The sequence below is a fragment of the Candidatus Pelagibacter communis genome (genome assembly GCF_012932795.1).
Classification (GTDB): domain Bacteria; phylum Pseudomonadota; class Alphaproteobacteria; order Pelagibacterales; family Pelagibacteraceae; genus Pelagibacter; species Pelagibacter ubique_S.
The window spans coordinates 387,679-406,274 of the sequence record NZ_LANA01000001.1 but is presented as its reverse complement, the minus strand read 5'-3'; the positions used below and the strand labels follow the sequence as shown (position 1 = coordinate 406,274).

General features: G+C 29.3%; 19 protein-coding genes. 7 read left to right on the top strand and 12 right to left on the bottom strand.

Going from position 1 to position 18,596, the window contains the following annotated elements; all coding sequences use genetic code 11:
- The first annotated feature begins 70 nt into the window (after nucleotides 1-70).
- The 4 genes from mnmG to VP91_RS02090 are packed head-to-tail and all read left to right on the top strand — an operon-like array spanning nucleotide 71 to nucleotide 4,233.
- Nucleotides 71-1,942 carry a tRNA uridine-5-carboxymethylaminomethyl(34) synthesis enzyme MnmG gene (gene mnmG, locus VP91_RS02105; RefSeq protein WP_169035786.1) on the top strand — a complete coding sequence of 624 codons (1,872 nt, stop codon included), beginning with the start codon at nucleotides 71-73 and terminating at the stop codon, nucleotides 1,940-1,942.
- On the top strand, nucleotides 1,942-2,583 hold the full coding sequence (locus VP91_RS02100) for a 16S rRNA (guanine(527)-N(7))-methyltransferase RsmG (protein ID WP_169035785.1): 642 nt from the start codon (nucleotides 1,942-1,944) through the stop codon (nucleotides 2,581-2,583). The genes mnmG and VP91_RS02100 overlap by 1 nt, the downstream gene beginning before the upstream one ends.
- 7 nt (nucleotides 2,584-2,590) lie before the next feature.
- On the top strand, nucleotides 2,591-3,385 hold the full coding sequence (locus VP91_RS02095; RefSeq protein WP_169035784.1) for a ParA family protein: 795 nt from the start codon (nucleotides 2,591-2,593) through the stop codon (nucleotides 3,383-3,385).
- A complete protein-coding gene (locus VP91_RS02090) occupies nucleotides 3,385-4,233 on the top strand; it encodes a ParB/RepB/Spo0J family partition protein (protein ID WP_169035783.1) in 849 nt (282 codons plus the stop codon). The genes VP91_RS02095 and VP91_RS02090 overlap by 1 nt, the downstream gene beginning before the upstream one ends.
- On the opposite strand, the gene holA is transcribed toward VP91_RS02090, so the two are convergent.
- Genes holA through VP91_RS02070 form a run of 4 tightly spaced genes read right to left on the bottom strand, consistent with a single transcriptional unit; the run spans nucleotide 4,223 to nucleotide 8,838 of the window.
- Nucleotides 4,223-5,218 carry a DNA polymerase III subunit delta gene (holA, locus tag VP91_RS02085; protein ID WP_169035782.1) on the bottom strand — a complete coding sequence of 332 codons (996 nt, stop codon included), beginning with the start codon at nucleotides 5,216-5,218 and terminating at the stop codon, nucleotides 4,223-4,225. The two genes, VP91_RS02090 and holA, sit on opposite strands and share 11 nt — an antisense overlap.
- Nucleotides 5,215-5,676, bottom strand: a complete 462-nt coding sequence (locus VP91_RS02080; protein ID WP_169035781.1) for a hypothetical protein — start codon at nucleotides 5,674-5,676, stop codon at nucleotides 5,215-5,217. The genes holA and VP91_RS02080 overlap by 4 nt, the downstream gene beginning before the upstream one ends.
- Nucleotides 5,673-8,222 (bottom strand): leucine--tRNA ligase, encoded by a 2,550-nt coding sequence (gene leuS, locus VP91_RS02075; protein WP_169035780.1) that lies wholly within the window; start codon nucleotides 8,220-8,222, stop codon nucleotides 5,673-5,675. The genes VP91_RS02080 and leuS overlap by 4 nt, the downstream gene beginning before the upstream one ends.
- 55 nt (nucleotides 8,223-8,277) lie before the next feature.
- A complete protein-coding gene (locus VP91_RS02070; protein WP_169035779.1) occupies nucleotides 8,278-8,838 on the bottom strand; it encodes a DUF3576 domain-containing protein in 561 nt (186 codons plus the stop codon).
- A 175-nt stretch (nucleotides 8,839-9,013) separates the two neighbouring features.
- Between VP91_RS02070 and VP91_RS02065 the strand changes: the two genes are divergently transcribed.
- Nucleotides 9,014-10,129: a hypothetical protein gene (locus VP91_RS02065; protein ID WP_169035778.1), complete on the top strand. Its 1,116-nt coding sequence runs from the start codon at nucleotides 9,014-9,016 to the stop codon at nucleotides 10,127-10,129.
- 10 nt (nucleotides 10,130-10,139) lie between these two features.
- On the opposite strand, the gene VP91_RS02060 is transcribed toward VP91_RS02065, so the two are convergent.
- The gene (locus VP91_RS02060; protein ID WP_169035777.1) at nucleotides 10,140-10,712 is read right to left on the bottom strand and encodes a thiamine phosphate synthase; all 573 of its coding nucleotides are present in this window, start codon (nucleotides 10,710-10,712) and stop codon (nucleotides 10,140-10,142) included.
- Between VP91_RS02060 and VP91_RS02055 the strand changes: the two genes are divergently transcribed.
- The gene (locus tag VP91_RS02055; protein WP_169035776.1) at nucleotides 10,707-11,354 is read left to right on the top strand and encodes a YggS family pyridoxal phosphate-dependent enzyme; all 648 of its coding nucleotides are present in this window, start codon (nucleotides 10,707-10,709) and stop codon (nucleotides 11,352-11,354) included. The genes VP91_RS02060 and VP91_RS02055 overlap by 6 nt on opposite strands.
- Here the strand turns inward: VP91_RS02055 and VP91_RS02050 are convergent.
- Nucleotides 11,351-11,842 (bottom strand): L,D-transpeptidase family protein, encoded by a 492-nt coding sequence (locus VP91_RS02050; RefSeq protein ID WP_169035775.1) that lies wholly within the window; start codon nucleotides 11,840-11,842, stop codon nucleotides 11,351-11,353. The two genes, VP91_RS02055 and VP91_RS02050, sit on opposite strands and share 4 nt — an antisense overlap.
- Before the next feature lie 14 nt (nucleotides 11,843-11,856).
- Between VP91_RS02050 and VP91_RS02045 the strand changes: the two genes are divergently transcribed.
- Nucleotides 11,857-12,441: a helix-turn-helix domain-containing protein gene (locus VP91_RS02045; RefSeq protein WP_169035774.1), complete on the top strand. Its 585-nt coding sequence runs from the start codon at nucleotides 11,857-11,859 to the stop codon at nucleotides 12,439-12,441.
- Nucleotide 12,442: 1 nt separating this feature from the next.
- Here VP91_RS02045 and VP91_RS02040 read toward each other — a convergent pair whose 3' ends face one another.
- The 6 genes from VP91_RS02040 to VP91_RS02015 all read right to left on the bottom strand — a co-directional run.
- The gene (locus tag VP91_RS02040) at nucleotides 12,443-13,378 is read right to left on the bottom strand and encodes an adenosine kinase (protein WP_169035773.1); all 936 of its coding nucleotides are present in this window, start codon (nucleotides 13,376-13,378) and stop codon (nucleotides 12,443-12,445) included.
- Between the two features lies 1 nt (nucleotide 13,379).
- A complete protein-coding gene (gene nth / locus VP91_RS02035) occupies nucleotides 13,380-14,033 on the bottom strand; it encodes an endonuclease III (protein WP_169035772.1) in 654 nt (217 codons plus the stop codon).
- Nucleotides 14,033-14,809: a 4-hydroxy-tetrahydrodipicolinate reductase gene (gene dapB / locus VP91_RS02030; RefSeq protein WP_169035771.1), complete on the bottom strand. Its 777-nt coding sequence runs from the start codon at nucleotides 14,807-14,809 to the stop codon at nucleotides 14,033-14,035. The genes nth and dapB overlap by 1 nt, the downstream gene beginning before the upstream one ends.
- Before the next feature lie 37 nt (nucleotides 14,810-14,846).
- Nucleotides 14,847-15,980, bottom strand: a complete 1,134-nt coding sequence (dnaJ, locus tag VP91_RS02025; protein ID WP_169035770.1) for a molecular chaperone DnaJ — start codon at nucleotides 15,978-15,980, stop codon at nucleotides 14,847-14,849.
- Between the two features lie 32 nt (nucleotides 15,981-16,012).
- Complete coding sequence (dnaK, locus tag VP91_RS02020) at nucleotides 16,013-17,959, bottom strand: molecular chaperone DnaK (RefSeq protein ID WP_169035769.1); 1,947 nt, start codon at nucleotides 17,957-17,959, stop codon at nucleotides 16,013-16,015.
- 61 nt (nucleotides 17,960-18,020) lie between these two features.
- Nucleotides 18,021-18,596, bottom strand: a 576-nt coding sequence (locus VP91_RS02015) for a nucleotide exchange factor GrpE (protein WP_248289199.1), incomplete at its 5' end; no start/stop codon positions are given.

Here is an 18,596-nt window from a genome sequence, read left to right as displayed (position 1 = left end):
AACTTAAAATATCACCATTATAAAAATACTGCCTACTTGTAAATATTCTAATCAGTTATAAATTTAAATTATGAAAAACGATTTGTCATTTGACGTAATAGTAATTGGTGGAGGCCATGCAGGTTGTGAGGCTGCAACTGCGTCTGCACGTCTCGGAGTTAATACCGCACTTTTTACTCACAAAATAGAGACCATAGGGGAGATGTCTTGCAATCCAGCAATAGGTGGTCTTGGTAAAGGTCATCTAGTTAGAGAGATAGATGCCTTAGACGGTGTAATGGGTGAGGTTGCAGATAAGTCTGGTATACAATTTAGGTTATTAAATAGAAGTAGAGGACCCGCTGTTCAGGGTCCAAGAACACAATCAGATAGATCACTATACCGTAAGTTTATGCAAGAAAAAGTTTTAAATTACTGTAATTTAACAGTTTTTTCTGATCCAGTTATTAAGTTTATTTTTGATAAAAACGTTATAACTGGCTTCGAAACAAAATCAGGAAAAAAAATCAATTGCAATAAGTTAATTTTAACAACCGGAACTTTCTTGAATGGATTGATACATATTGGTGATAAAAAAACGCCAGCTGGAAGGTTTGAAGAGAAACCTTCAACAGGTTTAAGTGAACAACTTGCAAAATATGATTTCAAAATTGGAAGACTTAAAACAGGAACACCACCTAGGTTGGATGCTCGAACAATTAAGTATGATAATTTAGAAGAACAATTTGCAGATGACGATCCTTATTTTTTTTCTTTCCTAACCAAAAAAAATTATAATAAACAAGTCTCATGTCGAATGACTTACACGAATGATAAGGTTCATAAAATAATTCAAAAAAATTTAAAAAGTAGCGCCATGTACTCAGGGAGTATTCAGGGTGTAGGACCACGATACTGTCCTTCAATAGAGGATAAGATAGTAAAGTTTGCCGAGAAAGAGCGACATCAGATATATTTAGAGCCTGAAGGTCTAAATGATCATACAGTTTACCCCAATGGGATTTCAACGTCCTTACCTAGTGATATACAGCAAGAAATATGTAACAATATCAATGGTTTAGAAAATGTAAAAATAATTAGGCCCGGCTATGCTATTGAATATGACTATGTAGATCCCAGAGAACTGTTTTTAACTCTTGAAACTAAAAAAATTCCTAATTTGTATTTAGCTGGACAGATAAATGGAACTACTGGATACGAGGAAGCTGCAGCTCAAGGCTTGATAGCCGGAATTAATGCTGCTTTATCATTTAAAAAAGAAGAACCTTTTATACTAGACAGATCAGACGCTTATATAGGAGTCATGATAGATGATTTAGTTACCAAAGGAGTTGCAGAGCCTTATAGGATGTTTACTTCAAGAGCTGAATATAGATTAAGCTTGAGGGCTGATAATGCAGATCAAAGATTAACAAGCAAGGGCATTTATTTAGGATTAATATCCAAAAATAGAGAGGTTTTATTTAAAGATAAAAATAGTAAATTATCCATCATATCAAAAAAAATGCTAGAATCATCAATATCTCCAACAAAAGTAAATGGTTTCAATATAAAAATTGCTAAAGATGGTGTTTTAAGAAAATCTCATGAAATATTAGCCCACAAAGGTGTTAATATGATTAAAATTAGAGAAATTTGGCCTGATATACCTTTTTTCGATAAAAAAATAGATGAGCAAATAGAAATAAATGCACACTACAGAGGTTATCTTAAAAAACAAAAGGCCGATATTTTAGCGTTTAAAAGAGATGAAAACTTGATAATACCTGATAAAGTTGATTATGATGAGCTTTCTGGTCTCTCAAATGAGGTAAAAGCTAAATTTAAAAAAATAAAACCTAAAACTATGGGTCAAGCCCTCAGAATTGATGGAATTACCCCAGCAGCTGTATATATTTTGTTGTCACATGTGAAAAGAAAGTCTATTAAGCTTATAGCTTAATGGAAGATATTTTAAATAAATATTCCCTACTAAAACACCAAAATGTTCCACGTGAAACATTGTTGCAGTTTGAGACCTTCATTGCTATGGTTCAAAAAGAAAATAAAGAGATAAACATTATAAGCAGAGAAACTGAAGAAAGCGATGTTATCAGGCATCGCCACGTAATAGATTCAGCACAAATCATTGAATTTATTGATTTAAATAGCAAAAATACCACAGATATTGGATCCGGAGGTGGTTTTCCAGGTATAATTACATCAATTATGCTCAAAAATAAGAAAGAAAAATCAAAAATTCATTTATATGAAAAAAGCTTTCATAAGAGCAGGTTTTTAAGAAAAGCATCAAAAGACCTAGAAATAAACGCAAAAGTTATACAAGAGAATATTTTTGAGGCACAAAACTTAGAGTCAGGTACAATAATATCTAGAGCTTTTAAGCCATTACCGATAGTTTTAGATTTGGTTTATAAAAATTTTGTGAGTTATAAAAATGTAGTTATGTTTATGGGTAAAACTGGAGAAAAAATTTTAAAAGAGACTTTAAAAATTTGGGATTTTGATTTTGAAAAAAAAAAAAGTATTACCAGTGAAAATTCATTTTTATTAAACATAAAAAATATAAAAAAAAAAATTTAAAATTAAAATGCAAATTATTTCAATAATAAACCAAAAGGGTGGAGTGGGGAAAACAACAACCGTTATTAATCTTGCTGCAGGCTTGGCACAACAACAAAAAAAAATTTTGGTAATTGATCTCGACCCTCAAGGAAATGCCACAACAGGTCTTGGTCTGTCTAATATGCAAAATTCTAGTGATACAATTTATGGAGTATTGAATGGAACAAAATCAATTTCAGATGTAATAAAAAAAACTAAGGTAGAGAATCTAGATTTAATATCATCCAATGTAGATCTATCTGGGCTAGAAGTGGAGACAGCTGGGGATAATGAAAGAGCCTTTTTATTGAAGGTTAAATTAACCGCATATTTAAATGATTCTGAAGGATTTTATGATTATATCCTTATAGACTGTCCACCATCGCTGAGCTTGTTAACTGTTATGGCCTTAGTCTCCTCAAACTCTTTAGTAGTGCCATTACAAGCAGAGTTTTTCGCATTAGAAGGAGTTACGCAGTTATTAAAAACTATAGACAGAATAAAAATTAATTTAAATCCAGAATTAAAAATTAGAGGAATTCTTTTGACCATGTATGACAAAAGAAACAAACTTTCTTCTCAAGTTGAAAAAGAAGCTAGAGATTATTTTAAAGAAAAAGTTTATATTACCATCATACCCAGAAACGTAAGGTTATCAGAAGCACCATCACATGGTATGCCGGTTTTAATCTATGATAAGTCATGTCCAGGAAGTAAGTCGTATTTTAGTTTTACAGATGAATTTATTAATCAAGAACAAAAAATAGGAAGTGCCGCGTAATGGATGCAAACAAAATAAAAAAAGGTTTGGGCAGAGGCTTGTCATCATTAATAGGAGAAACTAAAGTTGATATAAATATTAATAAAGTTTTGATAAGTGACCTTTTGAGCAATAGGTATCAACCAAGAAAACTGTTTGATGAAGATAGTTTGCAAGATTTAACAAATTCAATAAAAGAAAGAGGAATTATTCAGCCAATCATTGTTCGAAAATTCAAGGAAGATAATTCTAAATATGAAATAATCGCTGGTGAGAGAAGATGGTTAGCAGCACAAAAAGCAGGACTACATGAAGTTCCAGTTGTAATTACTGATGTTAATGATTTGAAATCATTAGAATTTGCAATTATTGAAAATGTTCAAAGAAATGACTTAAACGCAGTTGAAGAAGCAAGAGGCTACCAACGCCTTATTAAAGAATTTTCATACGACCAAGAAAAAGTTGCAAAATTTATAGGAAAAAGCCGAAGTCACATAACTAATTTTTTAAGATTACTAGGTTTACCAGAGGGGGTATTAAAATTAATCGAAACAAATAAATTAACCCCTGGTCACGCCAAAGTATTAGTAGGATTAGATAATGCAGACTTTGTTGCATCCAAAATAATAGAAAAAAAACTTTCCGTAAGACAAGCTGAAAATTTTGTAAAAATTTTTAAAAAAAAAAAAAAATCATATGTAAAATCAAATAATCCAAACATACAGGCTCTAGAATTGTCGATTGTAGAAAAAATTGGGCTCAATGTTTCTATTAAAAATAAAAGAAATAATACAGGTTCATTGGTCTTAGAATATAAAGATTTAGATCAATTAAATAAAATTATTGAAATTATAAAATCTAATTATTAGCTTTTTTAGAATTGCTAATTATAAAGTCAGATAATATATTTTTACCTATGCTCGAATTTTTTTTAATTAAAAGTTCAATTTCATTACTTTTATAAATTAAATCTTTCAATTCTTCTCTTTTCCAATTATTTAACTGTTGTGTCACAATTTGTTTGTCCCTCCAGAAAATAGGTGGCTTAAAAGATGAAACTGCTTCTACAATGCTATTTTTATTATCTATAAATTCACAAATTTTTAATAATCTTTTTAACTTTGATATCAAAGTTCTTATAATTATTATATTGTCTTCTTCTGTAAATTTATTTTCATTTAAAATAGTAACTGTTTTTCTAGTGTTTTTAGCAAGAGAATTATCAACAAGTTCTGAGGCACTATAGTTATCTGCAAGATTTGTTAGTTTAGTAATTTCTTGTAAAGTTATGTTTTTTTTATTTAAGGAATAATTATTAATTTTTTCTAATTCATTATTTAAATTTTTTCTATCACCTCTACTTCTCTCAATTAAAATATTTATTAATTGTTGAGAAATAGAAATTTTTCTATTTCTAAAAAAACTATTAATTATAGCATTTAAAGTTTGATTGTTATCTTCGTAGCATGGTGCACAAATGATAGACTTTTCTTTTTCAAAAAACTTTCGTAAAATTGATTTTTTTTCAAGATTTTTTGAATTTAAGATAATCAGAACATCCTTTGGATTTTTTTTAACTAATTCTTCAATAATGACTTTTGATTTATCTGTAGCTCTATTAACAATTATAAGCTTTTCATTATCAAAGAATGATTTTGTAAATACACCATTAAAAAAATCACTTTTGTTATCTAAGATTTCTTTTTCCTCATATCTACTTATTTTATCTTGGTAATTCTTCTCAAATAAATTCTTTATAATTTCTTCTTTTAAGCCCTCATTATCTCCATAAAAAAGATAAAAATTGTATTTATTTAATTTTATTTTATTAAGTTCAAATGATTTTAAAATCATTTTTCTAATTGATAGAGAAATTGATTTATATCAAAAACAATTTTCTCAATTAAATTGTTCTGAATATCATTCTCGTATCTTTTTAAATTAAACTTATTAGATCTATTTTGATAACCAAAGGTCTCTTCAAAAGTTTTTTCGTATTTATTATCTAAATCTGAAAACACCATTTGTACAGAGATTTTATATTCTAGAGTTTTGGCATTTCCTTTTTTATCTTTCGAGGTCGTTCTAATTTGTTTATTAGATTTTATGCTAACAGCATATGTTTTTGGCTTATTTTCTATATTGATATACTTTTTAAGACTATTTTTAATTTTATAAGATATCTGGTTTTTATCTTTAAGTTCTATAGACGTGATTGAGAAATAATTTTTTTTTTCTAAATATATAGGATTGTATCCACACGAATTTATAAAAATTAATATAATTATAAATATTTGATTATAAATCTTCATATTAATATGTTTATTAATTTATTTTTAATATAGATAGTTTTTTTAATTTTTTTTTCACTTAAGTATTTTTTAATTGCTGGGTCGTCTTTAATAGTTGTTATTAAGTTATTTTCATCGATATTTATCACCGTGTTTATTAAACATCTTTTTTTACCATTGATTTGTACAACTATATTTGCTCTCGCTTCTACAACATGTTTTTTATCTAAAACTGGCCAAAATAACTCTTTATTGTTATAACCTAAATTCTCCATACACTCAGTTGTAAAGTGAGGAATAATTGGATTCATAATTTTTAAAATTTTTAAATAATTTTCTAATAAAACTGAAAAGGTTATGTCCTTTTTAATTTGCTTACTTAAAAAATTATAAATTTCGTGAAAACTAGCTACAATAACATTGTATTGAAAATTATTTAAATTTTTTTCAATTTTTTCTAGAATCAGATTTGTAAATTTGGATAAAGTGTTATCATCTAATTCTAATCCAACTTTTTTTTCCTTAATTTGGCTCAATATCTCTATGTGCATTCTCCAAAACTTTTGTAAAAATTTATAAGCTGAAATCATTCCTTGATCTGACCACTGAATATCCTTTTCTGGAGGACTATCCGATAAAATAAATAATCTTACTGCATCTGCTCCATAACTATTTATCATTTCGGTTGGATCTATAGTATTTTTTTTTGATTTTGACATTGACTCAGATGGCCCAACTTTAATTATAGATTTAGGATTCTTTTTAATAAAATAATTTTTACCATCTTCTGAGTCCACTTCATCTGGGCTCAACCATTGGTTTTTATCATTTTTGTATGTTTGATGACAAACCATGCCTTGTGTAAATAAGCCCCTAAAAGGTTCGGTGTGGTTAAATTTATTATTTTTATACCCAATGGCCTGCATAAAGAATCTTGAATACAAAAGATGTAAAATTGCATGTTCTATACCACCGATATATTGATCAACAGGCAACCAATAATTTACGTCATCATAATCAAATCCGTAATCATTATTTTTAGAGGAACAAAATCTTAAAAAATACCAAGAAGAGTCTACAAAAGTATCCAAGGTATCTGTCTCCATTGTACATTCTTCACCATTAATTATTATTTTTTTCCAAGTATTATGATGGTCTAAAGGATTCCCTTTGGTATTTAAGTCAATTTTTTCTGGCAATTTTATAGGTAACATTTCTTCTGGGATTTTTACAATTTTACCACTTTTATTATAAGCTATTGGAATTGGACACCCCCAGTATCTTTGTCTAGAAATACCCCAGTCTTTCAATCTAAAATTAATTTTTTTTATACCTATTTTTTTTTTTTCTAAAATTTTAATTGTTTCATTTATAGATTCTTCAGGGGCCTTTAAACCATTAAGAAAATTTGAGTTAAAAATTACACCTGGCCCTGTATAAGCCTCTTTTTCAATTTGATAAGGTTTAAGTAAATCTTTAGGTTTTACAACTGGAATAACATTTAATTCATATTTTAATGCAAAATCCAAATCTCTTTGATCATGAGCTGGACAGCCAAATACTGCTCCAAAACCATAATCCATTAAAACAAAATTTGCAAAATAAACGGGTACTTGAATGTTTTTATCTAAAGGATTTATTGCTGTTAAATTTGTTTTGAAACCTATTTTTTCAGCTTGAGCAATAGATTCTTCAGTTGTCCCAGTTTTAGAACATTCATTTTTAAATTTTATAAAGTTTGCATTTTTTTCATAAAATTTTGCAACAGGGTGGTCAACTGACAAAGCTAAAAAAGATAGTCCAAATAAAGTGTCCGGTCTTGTAGTAAAACATTTAATATTATCTACAGGATCATTTCCTTTTATTTGAAAATTTATTTCACATCCAAAAGATTTACCAATCCAGTTTCTTTGCATGACCTTTACTTTGTTGGGCCATTGTTGTAATTGATCAAGACCAGAAAGTAATTCTTCAGAAAATTTAGATATACTAAAAAACCATTGATTTAATTTTTTTCTTTTAACAATTGCTCCTGATCGCCAACCCTTACCATCTATAACTTGTTCATTTGCTAGTACTGTTTGATCGATCGGGTCCCAATTAACATAATTTTCTTTTCTATAAACCAATCCTTTATTCAGCATTTCTAAAAAAAATTTTTGTTGGTGTTTATAGTATTCTGGAGAACAGGTTGAAATTTCTTTGTCCCAGTCAATTGATAAACCAAGAAGTTTTAGTTGACCCCTCATAATAGCAATATTGTTTTCGGTCCAAGTTTTAGGATCTAGGTTATTTAATCTAGCTGCATTTTCTGCAGGCATACCAAATGAGTCCCAGCCCATTGGATGCAAAACGTTAAAGCCCTGCATTTTTTTAAATCTAGAAAGAACATCTCCAATAGTATAATTACGTACATGCCCCATATGTATTTTACCAGATGGATATGGAAACATCTCAAGGCAATAAAATTTTTTTTTATTTTTATCAATTTCAGACTTAAAAAAATTATTGGCATCCCAAAATTTTTGCCATTTTCTTTCTATTGTTTTGAAATTATATCTCTGCACTTTAATATATAAACTAATTTTTGTTCATAAAAAAACTAAGAACAATCTTATATTATCATTTGTCTTTTCTAGGAAGTACTCTTTTATTTTTTTTTATATTTTTAGTAACTATATCATTTTCTAGTCTTGAAGCTTTTTTCAAAATAGCTAACTTTAATTCACTTGATATTTTAGATTTAATCTTATTAATTTTGCATGAGTTTGAATTATTTTTTTTACAAATTCGTTCATGAACGTCAATTTGTAATCCATCTGCTCGTATTTCATTACTTAAAAATTTAATAGTGATTTTTATATCTCTAATATTTTCTGTTTGCGAGGAATCGTTAAACCAATCAGTTATGATTATACCACCAGAATAACTGACGTTAGCAAATGAAACAAAATCTAATATACTTATTGATGCTTGCCACATTGGGTTTGAAGAAGCAAAATCGAAAGTTCCACTATTATTGCCTGATAAACTACCAAAACGTATGCCCTTTCCCTCTCTTAAATTCTTTTCAACTCTTTTATTCACCTCTGTGGGATTATCTTTAATATCTGACCTTTTATAAATGCCACAACCAGACAAAAATATCGAGCATACAGCAAATATAATAAAAATTTTTTTCATGTTAATGAGTAAAAACACGATAAATAGGCAAAAATCAATAAAATTAGGGTCTATTTTAGTTGTATAAATGTCACAAAAAGAAAAAAAAGGCTATTTAAACAAAAATATTATCCAATAAAAAAAAAAAACAAGTAAATTTTCTACATTCATGAATAATAATAACAAAAGGATATATATGAATAACTTAAAAAAAATAGGACTTACAGCATTAGCAGGTTCGCTAGTTGCAGTAGGTGCTCAAGCTGGGGAGATGTCAGTATCAGGTTCGTTTAATGCTACTTACTCTACTCAAAGCGGTAATACAGGAAGTGTTAACTCAACTAATGCACTCCAAGGTGCTAATCCGGATCACGGATCAGGACTTGGAACTGATAAAGACTTTACAGTATCTGGATCAGGTGAATTAGATAATGGTTTTACTTTTAGTGGTTACACTTTACTTAAAGATGCTATGGCACTATCTTCATCTGCACTTACGATGGTTATGGGGTCTTTGGGATCTATAACAATGGGAACAGGATACGGTGGAAATTCTACTAAGTATGATGTTCAAACTCCTAAAGCGTATGAAGAAGTTGATGATGGCGGTGCTACATCACTTTCAGCAAACTTTGTTGGAAGTTACAACGATAACAATGGTATCGCGTATACTTCACCTGCATTTGATTTAGGTGGAATTTCAGTTACTGCTGATGTTGAATACGCTCCTGAAGCTAATGATACTGCGACTAATGATGGTGGAGCAAGTGCTTCTGCTGCTTGGTCTTCAGGTAAATCTTTAGGTCTTACTTTCTCTGGTCACGGTGCGACTGTGGGTGTTTTCGGTTCTGAGAGAGAAACTGATAGTACTACAGTAGGTGTTAGAGATTCTTTTGACGGAGTTTACTATGTAAACTACGCATACGGACCTGTCTCAGTTGGTTACTCTAAATCATACCTTGATGCTGGTACACAAAGTGCTGCATTAGCTATAACTGCAGAAAAAGAAGTTAACGGAGCTACTTCAGCTGGTATTTTTGAAGCAGAAACTGTATCAATTGCGTTTAACGTAAATGATAATCTATCTGTATCATTTGCTAAAGCGGAAGATACTTACGATGCTCAGGCTTCAAGTACTGCAGAGTCAACTGTTGTTACAGACGTAACTATGGATATGAAATCTATCCAAGCTGCGTACTCAATGGGCTCTATGTCTATCAAAGCGTACAGAACAGAAACAAATAATGTTGACTACCAATCAACTGGTGGAAAACTAACGATTAACGAAATCGCTGTTGGACTTGCGTTCTAATTAGTACATTTTAGACTTTTAAAAGCGGCCTAAATTTATTTAGGCCGTTTTTTTTTATCCAGCTTATACCTGCAAACCCCACACACCTTAAAATATTAATTTTTTTTAAATTTTCATTATTGATACCTCCTAAAGCTATTAGAGGTACTTTTTTGTATAAAGAAATTTTATTAAATTTGATTATATTTAAGAATGTTTTTTGTTTTTTAATCTTAAAAATTGGTGATAAAAAAACTAACTCACAGCCCTGATTCTCCTTAATTCTGATTTCCATTTCATTATGAGCTGAACCGATAATATGAAAATTTAAAGGCTTAGAATAATTGTGAGTATTAAGAACTCTATTAAATGAAGGTATATAAAGACCATCTAGCTTTAATTTAATTGCAATTTTAAAGTTATTAGAGATAAAAATTTTTTGTTTATTCTTTTTACAGTATTTTTTTATTAGATTTATTGTTTTTTCATCTACACTTTTTTCATAGTTTCTGTATATAATGGATACACTTTTATTAATTGTTTGTAATTCCTTAAGGTCAAATTTATTTATAAAATAATAAATTTTAGGTAGGTGTTTATGCATAATAGTATTACTAATTTAAACTCAATAGAAAGCATATTAAAGGCAAAAGTTAATATTACGCCCACAATAATTGCTGTAAGCAAAACTTTCCCAGTGAGTGAAATATTACCCCTAATTAACCATGGACATCGTCATTTCGGTGAAAATAAAGTTCAGGAGTCGTTAGAAAAATGGACATCAATTAAAAATGATTTTGATGAAGTTAAGCTTCACATGATAGGTAAACTACAATCTAATAAAGTTAAATATGTAATCCCTTTATTTGATTATATACATTCCTTAGATAATCTTAAGTTAGCAGAAAAAATTTCTAGTGAGCAAATAAAGCAAAATAAAAGACTTAAAATTTTTATCCAAATTAATATTGGAAATGAACCTCAAAAAAATGGGATATCTATAGAAAATGCAGAAGAATTTTATTTAAAATGTATTAACGTGCTAGACTTAGATATTATAGGACTGATGTGCTTGCCCCCAATTAATCAAAGTGCAATAAATTATTTTTCTAAAATGAAATTATTATCTGATAAATTGAATTTAGGTTGCGTTAGTATGGGGATGTCTAGTGATTTTTTAGAGGCAGCCGAAAATGGTGCTACACATCTTAGAATAGGTTCTAAGATATTTGGTAACAGAGATTAAAAAATTTTAATTTTAGTCTTATTGTTTATTAATTTTGTCAAAATGATAAAATCCTTTTTTTTTAAAGCTACACATCCAGCAGTGGGTTTATAATTTTTTGTAAGATGAATAAAAATAGCACTTCCTTTATCTTTTTTTATCTTTCCAATATTGTAATTAATAACTATTAAATAATCATACAAATTATCTTTTCTAAATAATTTTTCATGTTTGATTTTTTTATTAATTAAAATCTCTTTGTTATAGTAAGTGTTTAATGGATCATTACACCATCCCATACTTTTTTTTATCACTCTTGTTGTAATCTTTGTTTCCAGCTTTTTTTCCCGATCTTGTCTATAATATAATTTTCCTAAAGAAAATTGACCAATAGGAGTTGAATAATCACCTTCCTTTTTATTATATTTAGAACCCATTTTACCAATACAACACTTAAGCTCAAAATCATCAATTATTAGAGTGTGTTTATTTTTAACATGAATTATCATGAGTAATATTAGATATGATTAAACAAAATGTTTTTATAATAAATTTTAACTCACTATATGAAATCTTATATGAGATTAAAGAAAATTTATTTTTTGAGATAATAAAATATGAAAATGAGTCAGATTTTATTAAAGATACTGGTTTAAATATAGAAAATTCCTTAATAGTTATGAAATCTAATTCAAAATTATTAAATAAAAATATAGATGAAAAAAATTTTTTCAATATCGGTATTTTTCCACTACCTTTTAAAAAACTTTTAGAACTAATAAATATTGAATTAATAAAATTAAAATTTAATCATCAATCTAAAATTTATATAAATGGATATGAGTTAAATTTAAATTCAAAGTTTTTTTCTAAGGATGATTTAAGTTTGAAACTAACTGAAAAAGAAGTTGCGATTATTTTATATTTAAGTGATGCAAAAAAGAAACATAGTGTATCTGATTTACAAAAAAATATTTGGAGATATTCATTAGATATAGAAACGCACACAGTTGAAACACACATTTATAGGCTTAGAAAAAAAATTACCGATAAATTTAAGGACAAAAATTTTATCTTAAGCCATAAAGATGGTTATTTTATTGAATAAATTATAAATGATTTAATCTAGCACCAACCTTTTGAATTATCTTTGCAGACATTTCAGTACCTTTTTCAAGAGAGTCTTTTGTTGACTTGCCATTGATAAAGCCGTGTAGAAATCCTGCTGCAAATAAATCTCCAGCTCCTGTTAGGTCTACTATTTTTAAGCCTGGTTCACTTTTGCACTCTGTAACATTAGAACCATTAATAGCCACACTACCTTTTTCTCCTCGGGTAATAATCAAGTGTTTTCCCAATTGTTTTCCAAATGTAATAATTTCATTGAAGTTATTTGTATCAATTAATGACTTAATTTCCTGTTCATTAGCAAAAGTAATATCAAGCTTATTTTTAACTAAGTCTAAAAAATCATCTTTGTGTCTGTTAACACAAAATTGATCAGATAAAGACATTGCTTTTTTATTTGATAATGACATTGCTTTATCAAAAGCATTTTTTGGCTCTCCCTTATCCCATAAATATCCTTCAAGAAATATTATTTCACTTTCTTTGACTGCTTTTTCATTGATATCTTTTTCACTAATCTTGCCTGCTATACCTAAAAAGGTAACCATTGTTCTTTCTGCATCAGGAGTTATTAAGATTAAGCAGGTTCCTGTAGATAAAGGTTCCTCTTTTTTTTTATAATAATATTGCACCTTCTCTTCAACTAGGCCTTCTTCATATTTTTGACCAAGCTTATCATCATTAATTTTTCCTATAAATCCAACACTATTTCCTAATTGAGACAATCCAACAATAGAATTTGCAACTGACCCACCAGAAATTGTTTTATCAATTTTGAGAGTAGATAAAAGTTTTTGAAATTCAATTTCATCAACTAATTTCATTGTCCCTTTTGTTAATTCATTATCTATCAGGTATTGTTCTTGCACTTTACATATAACATCAACAATCGCATTTCCGATTCCAAGTATCTTCATATTAAGCTTTTTTTGTTTTAATTGGATTTTTGCGATTAGGATAACAAGTTGTGCAAATTTTACAAGTTAAACCAAAACACTCTCTAGCTTTACAAAATTCTCTACCATAATAAATTATTTGCAAATGTAATTTGTTCCATGTTTTTTTAGGAAATAATTTTTTTAAGTCAACTTCAGTTTGAATAACACTTTTGCCATTAGTTATTCCCCATCTTTGTGCCAACCTATGGATATGTGTATCTACCGCAAAAGCTGGTATACCAAAACCTTGGGACATAACTACACTTGCAGTTTTATGACCTACACCAGGTAGTTTTTCAAGTTCCTCAAAGTTTTTGGGCACTTTACCACCATGTTTTTCCAAAAGTAATTTAGACATCAAATAAATACTTTTTGCTTTTATTCGAAAAATACCGATGCTTTTAATTAATTTTTCAATTTTTTTTCTTCCTAATTTAACAAAGTGTTCAGGCTTATTATATTTGGGATATATATTTTTAGTAACATTGTTAACATTCAAATCAGTGCATTGAGCAGATAAAAGCACAGAAGTCAAAAGTGTAAATTTATTGCTATGATTTAATGGAATTGGAGTGTTTGGATAAATTTTATTTAAAATTTTTAATATCTTCTTTGCTTTAATTTTCTCATTCATTATTTGAAATTCAATAAATCCCTCATTGAATAAAGTCCAGGTTTTTTAGTTCTAAGCCATATTGCAGCAGATAAAGCACCATCCGAATAAAGAGCTCTATCAAATGCCTCATGATTTAATTTTATAATTTCTTTACCACTTGAAAATAAAACTTCATGTTCTCCAACAACTTCTCCTTTTCTAATTGAATTGAAATTAATTTTTTCCCCATATGGAAAATTTTTTTTGTTTAGAAATTTTTTACCAATTACGCTATAAAATTTTTTATCTTTTCCATTCGCTATTCCTTTTCCAAGCATTAAAGCAGTTCCTGATGGGTAATCCTTCTTGTGTTTATGATGAGCTTCAAATATTTTGCTTAAATATTCATCATTTAATGATTTTGAAGCTATTTCAGTTAAATACATCAGTAAATTAACACCTAAACTCATATTTCCAGCTTTTAAAATTGAAATTTGCTTTGAATACTTTTTTATTGAATTTTCTTCTTTTTGAGAAAATCCAGTTGTACCAATGACTACTTTTTTTTTTAATTTTGATGCTATTTTAAGAATTTCAAGAGTACATTTAGGAACAGTAAAATCTATTATTACATCTGTATTTTCAAAAGTTTGATCTGTGTTTTGACTAAGCTTGATACCTGCTATCTTTTTATTAAGAGGTTTGCTTTCTGTAAGAGCCACTAGTTTAAAGTTATTATTAGATTTAGAAGATTTAATAAGTTGCTTGCCCATTCTTCCAAGACATCCAGAAATTGCTAAATTAATTTTTTTCATCTTGAGAAAATATTAACCTTTTTTAACTAATTAGTCTTTAGTTTTTCCAAAAACTTTTAGCTTTTTGAAAGAATTTTTTGATACTTGGATTTGATCTTTCATTCTCAATTTCTCTAAATTTTTCAAGTAATTCTTTTTGTTCTTTATTTAGTGAAATGGGGACCTCAGTATTTACCTGAACATAAAGATCTCCATTTCCACTACCACGCATATAAGGCATTCCTTTACCTTTGAGTCTAAATTGTTTTCCATTTTGAGTCCCATCTGGTATTTTAATCTTTGCTTTTCCACCATCAATAGTAGGTATCTCAATTGTAGTGCCTAAGGCAGCATCCGCAATTGATATTGGAAATTCAAAAAATAAATTTTCATCAGATCTTTTAAATAAATCATGAGAATAAACATTGATAAATAAATATAAATCTCCACTAGCTCCTCCTTTAGTACCAGCCTCACCTTTACCTGCTAATCTTATTCGTGTTCCATCATCAACACCCTTCGGTATCGTCACTGATATTTTTTTTGAGGCTTGCTTATTACCTTGGCCATTACAGTCAACACAAGGATTTGTAATTTCTTCCCCAGATCCTTGACATTGAGGACAAGTTTGCTGGACAGTAAAAAATCCCTGATTAGATCTTACTTTACCATTTCCACCACAAACTGTACATCTATCTGGAGAGTGACCAGGCTTGGTGCCATTTCCTTTACAAGTAATACATTTCTCAGTTGTTGAAAATTTTATATCTTGTTTTTTTCCCTCATAAGCTTCTTCAAGAGTAATTGATAAATCGTACCTTAAATCGGATCCTCTGTTATTAGTGTTTCTTCTGCCTCTTGATCTTCCACCACCACCAAAATCTCCAAAAAAATCTTCAAAAATATCTGAAAAATCAGCTCCACCAAAGCCACCACTAAAGCCTCCACCTTGCCTTCCACCTCCGCCCTCAAAAGCTGCATGACCAAAATTATCATAGTTTTGTTTTTTTTCTGAATCAGAAAGAATTCCATATGCTTCACCAGCCTCTTTGAACTTTTCCTCAGAAGCCTTGTTACCAGGATTTTTATCAGGGTGATGTTTTACTGCAAGCTTTCTATAAGCTGATTTTAATTCTTCTGGACTTGCACTTTTGCTGACACCTAAGACGTCATAAAAATCTCTTTTAGCCATAAGTTACTTTAAGATGATAGTTGTTTTAAGTCTTAAGCACTTTTTTCTTTATTTTTTTCTTTTTCTTCTTCTTTTACTTCTTCTTTTACTTCTTCAAAATCTGCATCAACTACATTATCGTCTTTTTTTCCTTCATTATTTTTGTCACCATCCTTAGAAGAATCTTCTTTTTTTTCTTGAGACTTGTAAATGGCCTCACCAAGTTTCATTGAGGCTTGGACTAAAGTTTCTGTTTTCTTTTTTATATCTTCGGTATCTGTTCCTTTTATAGCCTCTTTTAAGTTTGTAGAAGCATCTTCTATTGCTTTTTTTTCAGCATCAGAAATTTTAGCACCATGCTCTTTAAGATTTTTTTCAGTTGAATGAATTAATGTATCAGCTTGATTTCTTGCATCTACTGACTCTCTTTTCTTTTTATCTTCATCTTTATTCGCTTCTGCATCTTTAACCATTTTTTCTATTTCTTCATCACTTAATCCACCTGAAGCTTGAATTTGAATTTTTTGTTCTTTTCCGGTTCCTTTATCCTTCGCGGAAACACTAACAATTCCATTTGCATCGATATCAAATGTTACTTCGATTTGAGGTATCCCTCTTGCTGCTGGCGCAATACCAACTAATTCAAAATTTCCTAACATCTTATTATCAGAGGCCATTTCTCTTTCACCTTGAAGAACTCTTATTGACACAGCAGGCTGGTTATCTTCTGCTGTAGAAAATACTTGGCTTTTTTTTGTAGGGATCGTTGTGTTTTTTTCAATCAATTTTGTTGATACGCCACCCAAAGTTTCAATTCCAAGTGATAATGGTGTTACATCTAGGAGAAGTACATCCTTAACATCACCCTGAAGGACTCCAGCTTGGATTGCAGCACCCATCGCAACAACTTCATCTGGGTTAACACTTTTGTTTGGCTCTTTTCCAAAGAAATTTTTAACTTCAGACAAAACTTTAGGCATTCTTGTCATACCACCAACCATTACAATTTCATCGATTTCACTAGCAGTAAGACCAGCATCTTTAAGTGCTGTTTTACAAGGAGGAAGTGTTCTTGAAATTAAACCTTCAACCAAAGCTTCTAATTTAGCTCTAGTCATTTTTAAGTTAATATGTTTTGGACCCGTTTTATCTGCAGTAATAAATGGTAAATTTACATCTGTTTGTTCAGCAGAAGAAAGTTCAATTTTTGCTTTTTCAGCAGCTTCTTTCAATCTTTGTAAAGCTAGTTTGTCTGATTTTAAATCAATACCGTTATCTTTCTTAAACTCACCAACTAAGTAGTCCACAATAGCATTATCAAAATCTTCTCCACCTAAAAATGTATCTCCATTAGTTGATTTAACCTCAAAAACGCCATCACCCAATTCTAGGATTGAAACATCAAAAGTTCCACCACCTAAATCATATACAGCAATTTTTTTATTTTGTTTTTTATCTAAACCATAAGCTAAAGAGGCAGCAGTTGGCTCATTGATGATCCTAAGAACTTCCAAGCCTGCAATTTTACCAGCATCTTTAGTTGCTTGTCTTTGTGCATCATTAAAGTAAGCAGGAACAGTTATCACAGCTTTGGTTACTTCTTGACCCAAATATTTTTCAGCAGTTTCTTTCATTTTTTGAAGAATAAATGCAGATATTTGAGAAGGAGAATATTTTTCATTCTTCGCTTCAATCCAAGCATCACCTTTTTCTGAATTAACAATTTTAAAAGGAGCTGCTGCAATATCTTTTTTTACAGTTGGGTCTTCAAAATTTCTTCCAATTAATCTTTTTACTGCAAATATAGTATTTTCAGGATTAGTTACTGCTTGTCTTTTTGCAGGTTGCCCAACGAGTTTTTCCCCATCATCAGTGAACGCAACGACTGATGGGGTTGTTCTTGCACCTTCTGCATTTTCTAAAACTTTGGGTTGACTACCCTCCATAATAGACACACATGAATTTGTTGTTCCTAAATCTATTCCTATAATTTTGCTCATAATTTAATACTACCCTTCATATAAGTGTTTTTTTTTAATCTACAAGTTCTGACAAACATTATTAATTGTCTCCATTTTCTTTGTTTTCTTCATTTTTTTCTTCTTTAATAACGTTTTTTTTTGAAACCCCTACAAGTGATGGCCTAAGTAATCTATCTTTCATCATAAAGCCTTTTTGAATTTCTTGGATAATTGTACCAGGTTCTTTTTGATCATCTTCAATTTCCATCATCGCTTGGTGAAAATTTGGATCAAGTTTTTTACCAATAGAATCTAAAGGAGTAATCCCATTTTTAGATAAAATAGAAACCATATCTTTGTTTATAATATCAAAATGTTCCAAAGTTTTTTTTAGTGCCTCAGAATCTTTTAAGACTTCATCATTTTCTAAAATTTTTTTTGATCTTTCAAAATTATCTATTAAATTTAATATTTCTTTTGCAAAAGTAAAACCACCATAACTAAAAGCATCTTCTCTTTCTTTTTCAAATCTTCTTCTCTGATTTTCCATCTCAGCAAAAGTTCTAGTCACTTTGTCTTCTAGTTCTAAAATTTTTTCTTCAGGAGTAGTTTCCTTTATTTTCTCATTATTCTTTAAAGTATCAGACTGAGATTCATTATTTGAACCCTCAGCCTC